Origin of the sequence: Chryseobacterium nakagawai, assembly GCF_900637665.1 — a bacterium.
GTDB classification, from domain to species: Bacteria; Bacteroidota; Bacteroidia; order Flavobacteriales; family Weeksellaceae; genus Chryseobacterium; species Chryseobacterium nakagawai.
This window is the reverse complement of sequence record NZ_LR134386.1, coordinates 724,939-741,029: the sequence shown is the minus strand read 5'-3', so window position 1 is coordinate 741,029 and position 16,091 is coordinate 724,939. Positions and strand designations below refer to the sequence as shown.

Below are 16,091 nucleotides of genomic sequence, written 5' to 3'. Positions count from 1 at the left end.
TATATTATTTTTTATAAAGAGTTCATTAGCTCTTCGCTGATTTCCATATTGTGGTAAACGTTTTGCACATCGTCGTCATCTTCGAAACGTTCAAGCATTTTCATATTCGCTTTGAACTGTTCTTCATTTACCTCTTTCGTGTTATTCGGAATTCTTTGTAATTCTGCACTCTTTGCTTCAATTCCAAGTTCGTCTAATTTGTGAGATAAAGATCCGAAGTCTTCAAAAGCAGTAGTAATCATTACTTCTTCTTCATCTTTTTCTACATCTTCAGCTCCCCCATCAATCATTTCCATTTCGAAATCATCCCAGTCCATTTTAACTTGAGCTAAATCAATTGTAAAAATTCCTTTTCTGTCAAAGATAAATGCCAATTCACCATTTTTACCAAGATTCCCGTCAAACTTATTGAAAACAGCTCTTACATTGGCTACCGTTCTGGTTGTATTGTTTGTAGTACATTCTACAAAAAAGGCAACTCCTCCTTGCCCGTATCCTTCATAAGTAACTTCTTCATAGTTTTCAGCATCTGCACCGCTCGCTTTTTTAATTGCTCTCTCTACGTTATCCTTAGGCATGTTTGCCCCTTTTGCATTTTGGATACATCTTCTCAATGCCGGATTCGCTTCTGGATCTGTCCCTCCAGCTTTTACTGCTAATGCAATATCCTTACCTATTTTAGAGAAAGTTTTGGCCATTTTATCCCATCTGGCCATTTTAGAAGCTTTTCTATATTCAAATGCTCTTCCCATTTTTAAATTTTAAATTTTCAACAAAATTACTTAAAAGTCTACAAAAAAAAAATACCTCCAAAAAAAATTGGAGGTATTCATTATTTAGAAAAATTAATTATTTTTTCTTTTTAACTACTTTTTTCGCAGGAGCTTTTTTACCTCCTTTTTTAGTAGCTTTTTTCACTTTTACTGGAGTTGGATCATCGTAATCTCTTTTCTTAAGAGCATTCCATTGAGCATCATCTTCAATAGCAGTTACAACAACTTTTCTGTCTACTTGTCTTTCAGCGTCAGTAGCTTTAGCAGGAACTGTAGCTTTAGCAGAACCTACACCGATTGATTTAAGAGCGTTAGTTTCAACACCTCTTGTATCTAAAGCAGCAACTACAGAAGCAGCTCTTTGTCTAGATAATTTCAAGTTGTAAGCAGCAGCACCTTTAGCATCAGTTCTACCTTCTAATAGATAGTGACCACCATCCTTCTTAATAATTTCAGCAGCCTGATCTAGAGCTGGTTTAGATTCAGCTTTAATTGTAGCTTTATTGAAATCGAAGAATACGCTTCCTAATTTAGTTTCAACATCTTTAGCAGTTACAGTCTTAGGCTTAGGACATCCGTTGTATTCTGGAAGACCTGGAACAGTAGGACAAGCATCATCTTTATCAAGGATACCGTCACCGTCTGTATCTGGCCAAGGACAACCTTTGTTTTCAGCAGGACCTGCAACAGTAGGACAAGCATCATCTTTGTCGATAACACCATCACCGTCTGTATCTGGCCAAGGACAACCGTTGTTTTCAACTGGACCAGCTACATCTGGACATTGATCGTCTTTATCTGGAACTCCATCTCCGTCAGTATCAGGACATCCTTGGAATTCTGGTAAACCTGGAGTATCTGGGCAAAGATCGTCTTTGTCTAGGATACCATCCTTATCTCTGTCTCTGTTTCCGAATCTGAATAAGATAGAAGCAGAAGCTTGCCAGAAGTTAGCAACTGTAGATTTATCACCTGGAGTTGATACATAATCTCCTTGGATACCAAGACCGAAGTTTTTAGTTACCCAGAAGTTAGCACCAGCACCTGTAGATACAGCAAAGTGGTTAGCTTTACCATTCTCGTTACCATCTTTTCCATTAGGTACATTGTAATCTAATACATTTCCATTAGCATCAAGTCCATTTTTAGGGAAAGCTTGACCTGTATAGTCATGTCTTAGGTAGTTAGCACCAACTCTTAAATATGGATCAAACCAAGATTCTTCGTTCCATAAAAGACCTGCAGCTTTAGCCTGGAAACCAATACCTGTCATTAGGAAAAATTCTTTCCCCATGTTGAATCTTTTGTTTTCAACATTTCCAACAGAAGTTTGCCAGTCAATTACTAAACCTTTACCAATGTTTCTAGCAACTGTTAACTTAGATAATGGAGGTGTAATAGAATAGCTGTTCATATTGAACAGATTCTTTGTCAAATTTTTCGCAGAGAACGTATTACTGAAACCTGCACGTGCAGCTACATGGTTTTCTGCGTGAGCACCAACTCCGATTAACCACGGATTGTTGGTAGTCTGTGCGAAAACAGTAGAAGCAACAGTAAGCGCCAATGCTGAAATTCCTAATTTTAGATTTTTCATAGAATTAAATGATTAAATAATTGATAATGCAAAATAAATATAATTTTTCTTTATATACAAAGTTTTTCAAATGATTTTTAACTTTTCTTTAATATTCTGTCCAGGTTCCGCTTATTTTCTCTATCTTTAATGGCCTCTCTTTTATCGAAAAGTTTTTTCCCTCTACCCAGCGCTATCAGCACTTTTGCTTTACCTCGATCAGTGATATATAATTTTAAAGCTATAATCGTGTTTCCTGCATCCTTTAACTTTTTTTCAAGTTTTTGCAATTCTTTTTTGTGCAAGAGCAATTTCCGTTCCCTTTTTGTCTTATGGTTGTAAAAAGTTCCCAATTTATATTCATCAATCATCATATTAATGATGTATAATTCCCCATCAATAAACTGACAGAACGATTCTGTGATAGATGCTTTAGAGGAACGCAAAGATTTTATTTCCGTACCCGTTAAAACCATCCCGGCTTCGTATTCTTCAAGAATCTCATATTCAAAGCGGGCTCTTTTATTTAATATATTAACTGTTTTCTCAATCTTCATTATTATAAAATTTCGTTAATGAAATATATAAAAAATACCATACATTTAAAAACTTGACTATTATATTATTACAATATACCCAAATTCTTTTTGTATTTTTGCGCCAAATTTACAAAACTATATGTTAACAGTATCTAACTTATCTTTACAATTCGGGAAAAGAGTTCTTTTTGACGAGGTAAATATTATGTTTACCAAAGGAAACTGCTACGGGATCATCGGAGCAAACGGGGCAGGAAAGTCTACATTCCTTAAAATATTAACAGGAAAGCAAGATCCTACAACAGGTCACGTGTCTCTGGAACCAGGGAAAAGAATGTCAGTTTTAGAGCAGGATCACTTTGCTTATGATCAGTATACTGTTCTTGAAGCTGTATTAAGAGGTAATAAAAAATTATTTGAGATAAAGGAGGAAATGGATGCGTTATACGCAAAAGAAGATTTCTCCGATGAAGATGGAATTAAAGCAGGTGAATTGGGGGTAATCTATGATGAAATGGGTGGATGGACTGCGGAATCAGATGCACAAACCATGCTTTCCAATGTAGGTGTTAAAGATGAAATGCACTGGCAAACGATGAGTGAACTTGAGAACAAAGATAAAGTAAAGGTTCTTTTGGCTCAGGCACTTTTTGGAAATCCTGATGTATTGATCCTGGATGAACCTACCAATGACCTTGACATTGATACGATCTCTTGGTTAGAAGATTTCCTTGCTGATTATGAAAACACGGTAATCGTAGTTTCTCACGACCGTCACTTCTTAGATACAGTGTGTACTCACATTGGAGATTTAGATTATGCGAAACTTAACCTTTACACGGGTAACTATTCTTTCTGGTACCAGGCATCTCAATTAGCAACAAGACAAAGAGCTCAGGCTAATAAAAAAGCTGAAGAGAAGAAAAAAGAACTTCAGGACTTCATTGCCCGATTCAGTTCTAACGTTGCTAAGGCTAAACAGGCTACTGCAAGAAAGAAAATGATCGACAAATTAAATATTGACGATATTAAGCCTTCTTCAAGAAGATACCCGGCTATCATTTTCGAAATGGAAAGAGAAGCAGGAGATCAGATTCTTGATGTAAAAGGTCTTGAAAAAACAAAAGACGGAGAATTATTATTCTCTAACATTGATTTAAACCTTAAAAAGGGAGATAAAGTAGCTGTACTTTCTAAAAACTCTTTAGCCATCACGGAATTTTTTGAAATTTTGGCTGGAAACGTTGAAGCAGACAAAGGAACTGTTGCTTGGGGAGTTACTACGAACCAATCTCACATGCCTTTAGATAACACCAATTTCTTCCAGGAAGATTTAAGTTTGGTTGATTGGTTAAGACAATTCACTAAAAATGATGAAGAGCGTCACGAAGAATTCGTAAGAGGATTCCTAGGAAGAATGCTATTCTCTGGTGATGAAGCGTTGAAATCTTGTAAAGTACTTTCAGGAGGTGAAAAAATGAGATGTATGTTCAGTAGAATGATGCTTCAGAAAGCTAACGTTCTTTTATTGGATGAACCTACCAACCACTTAGACCTTGAAAGTATCACAACATTGAACAACTCATTGTCTAATTTCAAAGGAAATCTATTATTGGCTTCTCATGACCACGAAATGTTGTCAACGGTCTGTAACAGAATTATTGAATTAACTCCTAATGGAATTATCGACAGAGAAATGACTTATGACGAATATCTTGCTGATAAAAAAGTAAAAGAATTAAGAGAAAAGATGTATTCTTAATCTGATATACCAAATGAATATAAAAATACCTCAAAGCATTGCCTTGAGGTATTTTTGTTTAAACAATAAATAAAATAATTATTTTGTAAGTTTTGTTGTAGGAAGTGAAACAGTTCCCGGATCTTTCCATAATCCGTCTTTTTCTGCTCTCTTTTTGATTGCTTGAGCTCTTTTTTCACTATCCGGGTGAGAGTTAAACATTTTTTCAAAACCAGATTGTGCACTTCCTTCAGATAACAATGCTAACTTTCTGAAAGCTGTATAAGCACCTACTACATCATATTTATTAGCTTTCATAAAGTCATAAGAATAAGTATCTGCTTCAGATTCCTGCTTTTTGCTGTGGGAGGCATCTAAAAATGCATTGGCCATTTTCCCAACCTGGCTTTCATTAAGAGTAGCTACTGCGTTAGAAGCAGATGATGCTGCATCTAATGCTGCTGCTTTTAAATAAGCAGATTTCATGGCATCTTTTGTATCCTGATTTTTAACATGACCAATTTCGTGACCAATTACAGCCAGTAATTCATTATCTGTCATAATATCCATCAGGGAAGAAAACACACGTACACTTCCATCCGCACAAGCAAAAGCATTGATATCTTTCACTTTATACACTTTATAGTTCAAATTCAAACCATCTTGTGTTTTGTGTTTTCCAAACAATTTGTTCAGTCTTACTGTGTAAGGATCTTTGGGTCCTGCTACAGTATTGTTTTTATCCATCCAATCTACAGATTCTTTGGATAATTTAATAGCATCTTCGTTAGTAAACGTTAAAGCTTTGGCACCATTTGAAACAATCCCGGCAGCTTTTCCAAGATTGATTTTCTGTGCACTGATCGAATTCATTGCCCCTAAAAATGCAAGGCATACGATAATTTTTTTCATACTCATTTAAATTTGGAGCACGAAGGTAATCAATTTTTAACAATCTTTAAGTCAAAACTTCGTTCCCTATCCAATCAAAATGCTATTTTTTTTCCTTATTTTTGTGAACATGAGTCAAAAATGGATTTACAAGCCCGAACCCGATGAGGAAGTTGTGGATGGACTAAGTTCGTCACTTGGTTTTGGCACTTTTGAATCTAAACTTCTCGTTCTAAGAGGAATTGACAATTATCAGAAGGCGAGAGAATTTTTCAAACCAAACCTTACCGATATACACAGCCCGTTTTTAATGGCAGACATGCAAAAAGCTGTAGAGCGTATTGCCACTGCAATAGAAAATGGTGAAAAAATATTAGTATATGGTGACTATGATGTGGACGGAACCACCGCCGTTGCCTTAATGTACCTTTACCTCAGCAAAATTGTTGAGAAAAAATATCTGGATTACTATATTCCGGACAGGAATTCTGAAGGATACGGAATTTCTACAGAGGGAATTGATTTTGCCAAAGAGAATGGTTTTTCATTAATCATTGCACTAGATTGCGGAATTAAAGCTCTTGATATGATTAATTATGCCTCCAGCCTGGACATAGATTTTATTATTTGTGATCATCACCTTCCCGGTGAAGAGATTCCTGATGCTGCAGCTGTACTTGATCCTAAAAGAAGTGACTGCCGATATCCGTTCAAGGAACTTTCAGGATGTGGTGTAGGTTTTAAACTTTGCCAGGGACTGAATACCATCTACAAACTTCCGGATGCTGAATTATTTGAACTCACAGATCTTCTGGCTATATCCATCGCTGCAGATATTGTTTCGATGACTGGAGAAAACAGAGTTCTTGCTAAAATGGGATTAAAAACCCTTAGAAAAACAAGAAATCTTGGGTTAAGATTATTAATTCCAGAGGATAAACTGTCTCATTTCGAAATTTCAAATATTGTTTTTGAAATTGCGCCTAAGATAAATGCTGCGGGAAGAATTTCCCATGGAAAAGCGGCTGTAGAACTTATGGTTTCTGAAAACCTGAAACATGCCAACCAGATCGTAGGTGATATCATGAACCTCAATGATGAAAGACGCGAACTGGATATGAACTCTACCCTTTCCGCTTTGAATCAGATTATAGAATCCCAACAGGAAACAAAGCATACTACCATTGTTTATCACCCCGAATGGAACAAAGGTGTAATTGGAATTGTGGCGTCAAGACTTATTGAAACCTATTATAAACCTACATTGGTCTTTACAGACGGTAATAATGGTGAAATGGTTGCTTCTGCAAGATCTGTTTCAGATTTTGATGTTCATGAAGCTCTTGATATGTGTTCAGAATACTTTCTTAAATTCGGGGGACATCATGCTGCTGCCGGACTTTCAATGGAGAAAGATAAGTTTGAAGCATTCAAAGTTAAATTTGAAAAAATTGTTTCTGAAAAAATAAAAGAGCACCAAAAGGAACCTTCCATTAATATTGATTCTGAAATTAAGGTTGATGAGATCAACAGAGAGTTTATCAACTTTCATAGAAAACTAGCTCCTTTCGGACCTCAAAATATGAAACCTATCTTTACCTTGACTAACCAAAGGCTTTCTGGTTATGTAAAAACAATGGGTAAAGATAACAATCACCTGAAGTTTTATATCAAACAGGAGGCTACAGGAAGAAATATTGAATGTGTCGGTTTTAAGCTTGGGCAGTTTGTAGAGGATTTTAAAAATAAAAATTTTGATCTTGCATTTACACTGGAAGAAAATCACTGGAAAGGCAATGTGACTCATTATCTTAATATAAAAGATGTAAAGTTTAGGGATTAGATATATTCATTTATAATACTCCCCTATCTACTATCTAACAAACATGAAAAAAATCGGTCTATTCTTCGGATCTTTTAATCCGATCCATATCGGACATCTTATCTTAGCCAATTATATTCTGGAAAATTCGGATATGGATGAGCTGTGGCTTGTAGTAAGTCCACAGAATCCTTTCAAAGACAAAAAATCTTTACTGAAAGACCATAATAGATTAGATATGGTTCAGCTGGCAGTGAAAAACTACCCTAATATGCGTGCTTCCAACGTGGAGTTTTCTCTTCCAAAGCCAAGTTATACCATTGATACGCTTACTTATCTGCATGAAAAACACCCAGACTATTCTTTCAGCCTGATTATGGGCGAGGACAATCTGGATAGCCTGCACAAATGGAAAAATTCTGAAGCTCTGATTAAAAATCATCATATCATTGTTTATCCAAGAGTGTTTGAAGGAGAAAAGAAGGATTCAGAATATCTTCAGCATGAAAATATCTCTTTGATAAAAGCTCCTGTGATAGAACTTTCTGCTACAGAAATCCGTAATATGATCAAAGAAGGTAAGAATGTAAGACCTATGTTACCACCTGAAGTTTTTGAATATTTGGATGGAAGTAACTTTTATAAGTAATTTTGCAAAACCATTAATAAGAGATTAAAGTGGGAAACTGTAGAGTCTCTTATCTTTAATACTCAACTTATTCTACAAAAATGAACTTCATCGAAAATTTCTTCTCAAAATATTCTCAGGAAAAACTCATCAAATGGTTTAAACAGATTTGTCTTGCGGAAGCTATTTCATGTGTTTTATTATATTGTGTGGCTATGATCTGGATCCGGTATGATGAAAATCTGTATTCTATTATTTTCATCAGCGTCATTGGTAGTCTACATGGGTTATTTTTTACACTTTATCTTTTACTCTGCATTCCCGCAAGAAAAATTTACAACTGGGATGACGAAGATTTTGTGTTCGCTTTATTAGCAGCCTTTTTCCCCTTTGCTACAGTATGGGTAGATAAAAAATTGGCTCAGTTCGACAGAGAATAAATTATTTTTTTATAAAATTTCATATTTTGCTGTAACAAAATTCTTGTTACAGTTGTCTTATTATACAGAAAGGTCAAGCAAGCAATATTTTAATACAAAATTTTAACAACTGAAAATCAACTATTTAAAACTATTTAAAAATATTTTTCAGTACTTTGTATTGCATGATACTAAATTTATTATATATCTTTGTAATGTAAAATAACAAACGATACAAGCTATTAAACTAAAAATATAATAATCATGAAAACTCAAATTTTTATTGCAGCCCTATTTTTAAGCGGATTTGCTACAGCTCAGCAGAAAAAAGACAGTTTGAAGGTTAACAGCATTGAGGCTGTCAATATTAAGAAACAAGTTTTCAAAAAGCAGGGTGACCGATTGGTGTATGATGTAGCAGCCTCTCCTATTGCAAAAGGTACCAATACATTTAACCTTTTAAAGCAAACTCCTATGATTTCCAGCATTGATGGTAAAACCCTGAAAATTCTTGGGAAGTCTGATGCTGTTATTTACATCAACAATAAAAAAACCAATATGGATTCTGAGGCATTGATTGAAATGCTGAAGTCTACTCCATCGGAAGATATTCAGAAAATTGAGGTGATTACGGTTCCGGGAAGTGAATTCCAAGTTGAGTCTAAGGAAGGGGTTATCAATATTGTAATGAAGAGGAACAAAAATAATGGCTACAACGGGACGTTGAAAATGCAGAACGAGCAAGCTTATTACAACAACCCTAATGCAGGAGGATCTTTTAACTTCAGACAGGGGAAATGGTCAGGAAATTCTAATTTTAGAATGGGTAGCTGGACAGAAAGACAAAGATATACGCTTTCTAATGGAGACCCAACTTTCAGAAATGAGTCTTATGGTTCTAACGATGATCCTAATAAAAACTTTGGAGGTGGGTTTAATATTGATTATGAGATCAGCAAAAATCAAAGTCTGGGATTATCCTATAATATGAGATACAATAAGAGTTTCAATTCTATTTTGGATATGACGAACTGGCAAAATGGGGTCTTAATGGACAGAACTGTTAACCATGAAGATGCTCAAACCAGAAATCACTCTTTCAACTTAAATTATGAGATCAAGACAGATTCTATAGGCAGTAAACTTACTTCTAATGTTTCTTATTTATGGTTCAACAGAAATAAAGTAAGTTTCAATGAAAGTATTCCGTTCAATCTTGATCCTTCCAGTGAAGCGTACAAAAAAAGGTATTCAGCTTTACAACAATCTGTACCTCAAATCATCAACAATTATGCAGCTAATATAGACTATCTTAAAAAAACAACAAAAGGAGCAACCTGGTTAATGGGAGTAAGCTATAATTATACGAATACAGATAATGATACCAGACAGGACAAATTAATCGGGGATGAATTTGTAATGGATACTAAGCAAACCAATCATTTCATTTATAAAGAAAATATTATTGGTATTTACCTCAACTATGAAAGAAAACTGACTGAAAAGTTATCCGGAAAAATAGGTGCCCGTTACGAAATGACCAGAAGTACCGGAGATATCCTTGGAAAAACAGGATTTGAAAGAAATTATAATAATCTGCTTCCTTATCTGAATTTAAACTATGCCATCAATTCCGACCATAATTTAAGTTATACTTTCTCCAGTAGAATCAGAAGACCAAGATTTTGGGAACTCAACCCATCCAGAACGTATTTTACTCCAACCAATTATACCCAAAATAATCCTTTTGTCCTGGCAGCTAAATTCTATAATCAGGAGCTGAACTATATGTATAAAAATGCATTTTATGCTAACCTGAGTTATACAATGGTAGACGATGCTGCAGCTTCTGACCTGCTTCCTTTACAGGGAATTTTAACTACTCCGCAAAAGGATGAAAATGGTAATTACTTATACGATGAAGCGGGTAATATGCTTATGGATAAAATAAGATTCTTAAGATATATCAGAACCAATTATGGTAAGAATAGAGAAATCAGTTTGACGCTTGGAATGAACAAGTCCTGGTTTAAAGATATCTGGACCACCAACTATTCTGTGAATCTGGGATATATTACTTACACAGGCGGAGTATGGCAAGATCCAACGTCTCAGCTTGGGCCATACGAAACGGAAGAACTCGAACCTTATATTGTTAATGTTAAAAACTATAATATGTCTGCAACCATCAATAATATTGTTCGTCTTTCTTCTAAAAAAGACTGGTTTCTAGGAGTGAATTACTTTTTCGGAAGCAAAGTAGCTATGGAAGGTGGTACAATCGGAGTAAGACAGAGCTTTGATATCAGTCTGAAAAAAATTATTGGCGATTGGACTGTAGTTGCAGAAGCAAATGACCTATTTAATCAAAGTTTTTATAGAGTTAACAGTATACAGCCGAACGGAAATTATAATAATATAACCAACTTTAACTACCCACGATTAATAAGCATTGGAGTAACCTACAATTTCGGAAATCAGAAACTGAAAAAAGCGAGGGAAATGAAATCAGCCAATGATGCTGTAAAATCAAGAACCTAATCTATAAAACTTATCTCTCTTAACCACTCTTAAAAAAATAAACATGAAACGTATACTTTTGTCAATTGCAGTCATATTCGGAACTTGTGCTTTTGCACAGGAAAAGAAATCTGACTCGACAAAAACTAAAAATATAGAAGGGATTACCATCACCAAACAAGTTTTCAAAAAACAAAGTGACCGTCTAGTATATGATGTTGCTTCTTCTCCTATAGCCAAAGGAAACACAACCTTTGATATTCTGAAACAGACTCCATTATTGTCTTCAACCGATGATAAAACATTAAAGATTGCAGGAAAGAACAATGTGTTAATCTACATCAATGGAAGAAAATCCAATATGGATGCAGAATCATTAGCTCAGTTCCTTAAAAATACTCCGGCAGAAAACATCCAGAAAATTGAGGTAATTACAGTTCCGGGAAGTGAATATCAGGTAGAATCTTCTGACGGAATCATCAACATCGTTTTAAAGAAAAAAATGATTGATGGTCTTAATGGAAATATGAGATTCTCTAACACCCAAGGTAAATACAATGCCAGCCAGGCAAGTTTCTCTGCTAACTACAGAAAAGATAAACTGGGAATAAGTGCCAGTCTCAGCGGTGGTGAAAATATTGAAGCTCAAACCTATACTCTGAAGAACAGCAGTAAAAATGCATCCAATGAATCTACAGGTGATATTGATGATCCAAACAAAAACATTGGCGGTTATCTGAACATCGACTATCAGTTAAATGATAAAAGCAACTTAGCTCTATCCTGGAATACCTGGGCCAATAAGAGTTATAATTCAACGGTAAACTTGTTCAATACTATTGTTAACGAAAAAGGCCCACGTTATACATGGTCCAAAAATAAAGAAGATGCAAGAAGTTATAATAACTCGCTCAATTTAAATTATGAATTGAAAACCGATTCTTTAGGAAGTAAACTGAATGTAAATGCAGCTTACCTGAATTATAAAAGATTCCAAGCTATAGATAATATTACTTATAATTCTGACATCAACAGAAACATAGGAAATAAGTCTATACAGATGTTCCAGGATCTTCCGCAGATTATCAACAATTTCTCCGGAATGGTGGATTACATTCAAAAATTTAAAAATGATCTGACCATTTCCATTGGAGGAAATTATAATAAAACCCAAACAGATAACGATACAAAAAGTGATACTTACTTTTTTGACCCAGAGGATACGCCAAAGTTAGCCCCTAACCACTTTATCTATGATGAAAGTATCTATGGTTTCTATGTGACTGCTGAAAAAAAGTTTTCGGATAAGTTCTCTGGAAAAATTGGAACAAGATATGAGATCACTAATAGTTTAGGAACCTCAGATAATCCACCTGAAGGGGCAGAAGCTCTTAAAAGAATTGAAAGAAACTACAATAATTTTCTTCCTTACCTGAGCCTTAACTATACTATTAATGATAAGAACAATATTTCCTATTCATTTTCAAGCAGAATGAGAAGACCAAGTTTCTGGGAAATCAATCCTGTGGTGAACAAGCTGACTGATGACAATTATACACAAAACAACCCATTTGTAAAGGCTTCCTCGACTTATAATCAAGAGCTAATGTACATGTATAAGAATTCATATTTTGTAGTTTTAAACCATTCTTATATTAAAGATGCAATCACCCAGGTTCCTCTACAGGGCTATCCTGTGAAGCCTAATGGAAATACTGGCAAAAATCTTGCTTTAAGATATATTAGAACCAATTTTGGAGATAAGCAGGAAATGTCAGCGATGATAGGAGTTCAAAAATCATTCTTTAAACAGTATTGGACAACCAACTTCAGCATAGGAGTTCAGCATAACAGTAACAACGGAAGTTTGGATATGGATCCTACCACAGGGGATCGATTCAAAGATGAGCTTGGAAATTTTGTAACCTATGTCAATAATGTAAATTCTACCAGTCTTTTGATTCAGACCAATAATACCATTCGTCTTGATAAAGCGAAAACGTGGTTCCTTGGAGTGAACTTTTTCTACATAGACAAACAGCAGATAGAATTGGGGATGTTACGAGGTTTATCAAGTTTAGATCTTAGCATCAAGAAAAACTGGAACGACTGGACTTTTGCCCTGAATGTAAATGATGTTTTAAGAACCAATATTGTAGTAATTGATGATTACCAAAGCAACGGAAACTATAACTATATCCACCAGAATCAGTATAAAAGAAACTTAACAGTGAGCCTTACTTACAATTTCGGAAATAAAAAACTGAAAAAGGTAAGAGATATTGAAGGGGCTTCCGATTCTATCAAAAACAGAACTAGATAAAAACTATCTTTCTTCATATTCAATCAAATTATTTTGTACACAAACCTGTTGATTCTTCAGCAGGTTTTTTATCTTTAATTGTATGAAAAATAGCTTAGTATTCATCACCTTTTTTACTTTCTTTTTACTTACAGCCTGTAAAGAGGACAAAATCAATCTGGGCAACAATATCAGTTTTAAAAAGGAGAAAAATGTACATTATGGAAATCATCCGGAACAGGTTATGGATCTTTATATTCCTAACAAAGCATTATCTGGAGAAAAAGAGGTTTTTATTATTATTCATGGTGGAGGCTGGCATGGTGGAGATAAATACCAGCTCAGTCTCTTTACTCTTTCTTTGATGAAAAGGTTTCCGGATCATGTCTTTGCTAATATAAATTACAGACTTGCTTCTTCACAACAATATGCCATTCCTAACCAAATGAATGATATTAAAAGTGTCATTACAGCCCTAAAAAAGAAATTCAACCATAAAATTAAGTTCCTTCTGCTGGGAAACAGTGCAGGTGGGCATTTATCTATGCTCTATTCTTATCATTTTGATGCGGATAAAGATGTAAAAGCAGTTATTAATATAGTAGGTCCTGCTGATCTTTCAGATACAGGTTTTAAAAACTATGAAGAATATTCTTTTGTAGAAAAGCACATGGTTGACCCCAAAATATTATCTACAGGAACCCCAGCCGTCAACTTTGCCAGCCCAATACATTGGATTACCTCAGCATCTGCTCCTACTCTTTCTTACTATGGAACAACAGACCGGGTGGTTCCTTTAAGCCAAAACAAAATTCTGGATTCTATTCTCAGCAAAAATAATGTCGTTCACGAATCATACGAGTTTAATGGAGGTCATCTGGATTGGGATAAACAACCCAATAATACTTTTCTTATTGATAAAATTGGAAAATTCATCAAACATATTGATAAAAAATAGCACGCCCTAATTAGTTAAAGCGTGCTTCATTTTATATCCCAAATTATTTATTCAGATTTTACGATTTCTGTTCTTTCAGACATTCCATTGGCATTGAAAGCTTCAATCTGGAAATAATAAGCATCCGTTCTGTCTGCACCTGTAAAAAAATATTCGTTCTTTCCATATACCATAATGCTTCCGTATAATTTATCAGGAGATTTTCCCCAATAGATTACGTAGCCGTCTGCTTCAGGATTTTGCTGCCATTCATCCAGATACTTCTTCTTTCACCATATTTCTTAGGATCGGCTCTTAATGGGACAAAACCTTCTACTTTCTTAGGTTTTGCTCCTGCTCCTTTCCCGAATACCCTGAAACCGCTTAATGCAAATTTCCCTGTTGGCATTTTCAGATTTTCTATTTTAAGGAATCTTGCGATTGCTGGCTTTTCAAGCTCAATATAGTCATGAGGAACATCTTTTGTGTTTTTGCTTTTATCCACAATGACCTTCCATTTTTTGCCATCATTTGATCCATAGATTTTGTATTGGTGCATTTTGCCTAAAGTCTTTCCCATAAACTCTGCGTCCTGATCTGCATAGTTAATCTGAATGGCATTGATCATGGATACCTCCCCAAGATCGGTCTGAAACCATTCTCCGGAATTTGCGGTTTTTGCACTCCAATAAGTCTTAATATCTTCATCTACGGCAAAATTGGGCTGATAGCTTCCCAGAGTAGATGAAACCTGAACGGGCTTATTGTAATTCAGCAACATCCATCCGGCAAAAAGACCTTTTGAAAAGTCTTTCCCTTGCGCATACTGCGGCAGGTAAGTCGGGTAATCCCCATAAGCTGTATTGGTATACATGACATCATCTTTATCAAATCCTGCCGGCCATATTCCCAGTCTTCTTTCAAAGTTATTTTTTGTGGAAATAAAAATGGTTGAAACATGCCACCAGTTTTTATAATTGTCTTCAAAGGTTGCCCCATGTCCGGCACCTCTTGCAAATCCTCCCGGTTTATAGGAAAACGGATTGTGCTTCTGATATTCGAAGCCTTCCAAAGGATTTTTGCTGACATATACACCATCTGAATATCCGCTAAACTCTGTTGCCGGAGCACCATACTGCATATAATATTTTCCTTTGTGTTTGGTCACCCAGGCTCCTTCCACAAAGGGTTGAAGAAAAACATTATCGTTATATTCTCCAAACCTTTCCCATCCGTGATCTTCCGGCTTCAATTTAAGGATCGGTTTTACAAAGCCTTCAGATTGAAGGGTTTTCACTTTTACTTCTGTTCCTAATAAAGGCCATTCGTTGCTGGAACCCCAATACAGATAAAGCTTGTTTTTATCTTCATCATAATGGAATGCAGGATCCCAAGCGCCAACCTTTAAGGTGTCTACAGCTATTTTCCAATCATCTTTGGTGGGATTGGTACTTTTCCAAATGGGGAAATCCTGTTCCCAGGTAGAGCCATACACATACAGGGTATCTTTCATTGCCCATACTGCCGGAGCATTGAGATCGTGAATATATTTATTATCTCTTAGAAATTTTCTTTTTACAAACTTCCAATCCAGCATATCATCGCTATACCAGTATCCCTCCTGGTTCGTAGAGAAAAGGAAAAGTTTATCTTTAAAATTGACAATTACCGGATCTGCTGTAGCACGATGTTTTCCTTGTTTTGAAAAGACTTCAAAAGGAGTATATCCATAATCTATATTAATCGGATTACAGAACGTCTTCTGTTGCCCGCCCACCAATATTCCGAGGAGAATTGCTAAAGATAAAAAGTATTGTCTCATTTTTAGATTTTAAACATTCCAGACAAAGTTAGCTAACTTTTTCCTGTTTCTTCATGTAAAAAACATACAGAAACTTTTATCCTCTGAATGATAAAAAAAACTTCTGACCCTGTTTCCAAAG

13 protein-coding genes are annotated in these 16,091 nt (G+C 35.3%); 7 read left to right on the top strand and 6 right to left on the bottom strand.

The window, feature by feature from the left end; all coding sequences use genetic code 11:
- Positions 1-11 precede the first annotated feature (11 nt).
- From EL260_RS03395 to smpB, 3 genes are all read right to left on the bottom strand, one after another.
- Entirely contained in the window at positions 12-752 is a 741-nt protein-coding gene (locus EL260_RS03395; RefSeq protein ID WP_123858853.1) for a YebC/PmpR family DNA-binding transcriptional regulator, read from the bottom strand.
- Between the two features lie 97 nt (positions 753-849).
- Entirely contained in the window at positions 850-2,370 is a 1,521-nt protein-coding gene (locus tag EL260_RS03390; protein ID WP_123858852.1) for an OmpA family protein, read from the bottom strand.
- Between the two features lie 77 nt (positions 2,371-2,447).
- Positions 2,448-2,906 carry an SsrA-binding protein SmpB gene (gene smpB / locus EL260_RS03385; RefSeq protein WP_068940217.1) on the bottom strand — a complete coding sequence of 153 codons (459 nt, stop codon included), beginning with the start codon at positions 2,904-2,906 and terminating at the stop codon, positions 2,448-2,450.
- A gap of 121 nt (positions 2,907-3,027) precedes the next feature.
- On the opposite strand from smpB, the gene EL260_RS03380 reads away from it, so the two are divergent.
- Positions 3,028-4,650, top strand: a complete 1,623-nt coding sequence (locus tag EL260_RS03380) for an ABC-F family ATP-binding cassette domain-containing protein (RefSeq protein ID WP_123858851.1) — start codon at positions 3,028-3,030, stop codon at positions 4,648-4,650.
- A 78-nt stretch (positions 4,651-4,728) separates the two neighbouring features.
- Here the strand turns inward: EL260_RS03380 and EL260_RS03375 are convergent, their stop codons facing one another.
- Complete coding sequence (locus EL260_RS03375) at positions 4,729-5,541, bottom strand: M48 family metallopeptidase (RefSeq protein WP_123858850.1); 813 nt, start codon at positions 5,539-5,541, stop codon at positions 4,729-4,731.
- A gap of 109 nt (positions 5,542-5,650) precedes the next feature.
- On the opposite strand from EL260_RS03375, the gene recJ reads away from it, so the two are divergent.
- From recJ to EL260_RS03345, 6 genes are all read left to right on the top strand, one after another.
- Positions 5,651-7,363, top strand: a complete 1,713-nt coding sequence (gene recJ, locus EL260_RS03370) for a single-stranded-DNA-specific exonuclease RecJ (RefSeq protein WP_123858849.1) — start codon at positions 5,651-5,653, stop codon at positions 7,361-7,363.
- 43 nt (positions 7,364-7,406) lie between these two features.
- Positions 7,407-7,991: a nicotinate (nicotinamide) nucleotide adenylyltransferase gene (gene nadD, locus EL260_RS03365; RefSeq protein WP_123858848.1), complete on the top strand. Its 585-nt coding sequence runs from the start codon at positions 7,407-7,409 to the stop codon at positions 7,989-7,991.
- An 80-nt stretch (positions 7,992-8,071) separates the two neighbouring features.
- Positions 8,072-8,410 (top strand): DUF3817 domain-containing protein, encoded by a 339-nt coding sequence (locus EL260_RS03360; protein ID WP_123858847.1) that lies wholly within the window; start codon positions 8,072-8,074, stop codon positions 8,408-8,410.
- A gap of 243 nt (positions 8,411-8,653) precedes the next feature.
- Positions 8,654-10,930 carry an outer membrane beta-barrel family protein gene (locus tag EL260_RS03355; protein ID WP_123858846.1) on the top strand — a complete coding sequence of 759 codons (2,277 nt, stop codon included), beginning with the start codon at positions 8,654-8,656 and terminating at the stop codon, positions 10,928-10,930.
- A 43-nt stretch (positions 10,931-10,973) separates the two neighbouring features.
- The gene (locus EL260_RS03350; protein WP_123858845.1) at positions 10,974-13,232 is read left to right on the top strand and encodes a TonB-dependent receptor domain-containing protein; all 2,259 of its coding nucleotides are present in this window, start codon (positions 10,974-10,976) and stop codon (positions 13,230-13,232) included.
- 82 nt (positions 13,233-13,314) lie between these two features.
- On the top strand, positions 13,315-14,169 hold the full coding sequence (locus EL260_RS03345; protein ID WP_123858844.1) for an alpha/beta hydrolase: 855 nt from the start codon (positions 13,315-13,317) through the stop codon (positions 14,167-14,169).
- A gap of 47 nt (positions 14,170-14,216) precedes the next feature.
- Here EL260_RS03345 and EL260_RS26095 read toward each other — a convergent pair whose 3' ends face one another.
- Together EL260_RS26095 and EL260_RS03340 are read right to left on the bottom strand one after the other, a co-directional pair.
- Positions 14,217-14,342, bottom strand: coding sequence for a hypothetical protein (locus EL260_RS26095; RefSeq protein WP_262696990.1), 126 nt, complete (start codon positions 14,340-14,342; stop codon positions 14,217-14,219).
- A gap of 41 nt (positions 14,343-14,383) precedes the next feature.
- Positions 14,384-15,970 carry a discoidin domain-containing protein gene (locus EL260_RS03340; protein ID WP_228445293.1) on the bottom strand — a complete coding sequence of 529 codons (1,587 nt, stop codon included), beginning with the start codon at positions 15,968-15,970 and terminating at the stop codon, positions 14,384-14,386.
- Positions 15,971-16,091 lie beyond the last annotated feature (121 nt).

What these genes read in the sequence shown, in the direction of transcription:
- EL260_RS03395 (WP_123858853.1), bottom strand. Translation starts at nt 752, where the DNA reads ATGGGAAGAGCATTTGAATATAGAAAAGCTTCTAAAATGGCCAGATGG.
- EL260_RS03390 (WP_123858852.1), bottom strand. Translation starts at nt 2,370, where the DNA reads ATGAAAAATCTAAAATTAGGAATTTCAGCATTGGCGCTTACTGTTGCT.
- smpB (WP_068940217.1), bottom strand. Translation starts at nt 2,906, where the DNA reads ATGAAGATTGAGAAAACAGTTAATATATTAAATAAAAGAGCCCGCTTT.
- EL260_RS03380 (WP_123858851.1), top strand. Translation starts at nt 3,028, where the DNA reads ATGTTAACAGTATCTAACTTATCTTTACAATTCGGGAAAAGAGTTCTT.
- EL260_RS03375 (WP_123858850.1), bottom strand. Translation starts at nt 5,541, where the DNA reads ATGAAAAAAATTATCGTATGCCTTGCATTTTTAGGGGCAATGAATTCG.
- recJ (WP_123858849.1), top strand. Translation starts at nt 5,651, where the DNA reads ATGAGTCAAAAATGGATTTACAAGCCCGAACCCGATGAGGAAGTTGTG.
- nadD (WP_123858848.1), top strand. Translation starts at nt 7,407, where the DNA reads ATGAAAAAAATCGGTCTATTCTTCGGATCTTTTAATCCGATCCATATC.
- EL260_RS03360 (WP_123858847.1), top strand. Translation starts at nt 8,072, where the DNA reads ATGAACTTCATCGAAAATTTCTTCTCAAAATATTCTCAGGAAAAACTC.
- EL260_RS03355 (WP_123858846.1), top strand. Translation starts at nt 8,654, where the DNA reads ATGAAAACTCAAATTTTTATTGCAGCCCTATTTTTAAGCGGATTTGCT.
- EL260_RS03350 (WP_123858845.1), top strand. Translation starts at nt 10,974, where the DNA reads ATGAAACGTATACTTTTGTCAATTGCAGTCATATTCGGAACTTGTGCT.
- EL260_RS03345 (WP_123858844.1), top strand. Translation starts at nt 13,315, where the DNA reads ATGAAAAATAGCTTAGTATTCATCACCTTTTTTACTTTCTTTTTACTT.
- EL260_RS26095 (WP_262696990.1), bottom strand. Translation starts at nt 14,342, where the DNA reads ATGGTATATGGAAAGAACGAATATTTTTTTACAGGTGCAGACAGAACG.
- EL260_RS03340 (WP_228445293.1), bottom strand. Translation starts at nt 15,970, where the DNA reads ATGAGACAATACTTTTTATCTTTAGCAATTCTCCTCGGAATATTGGTG.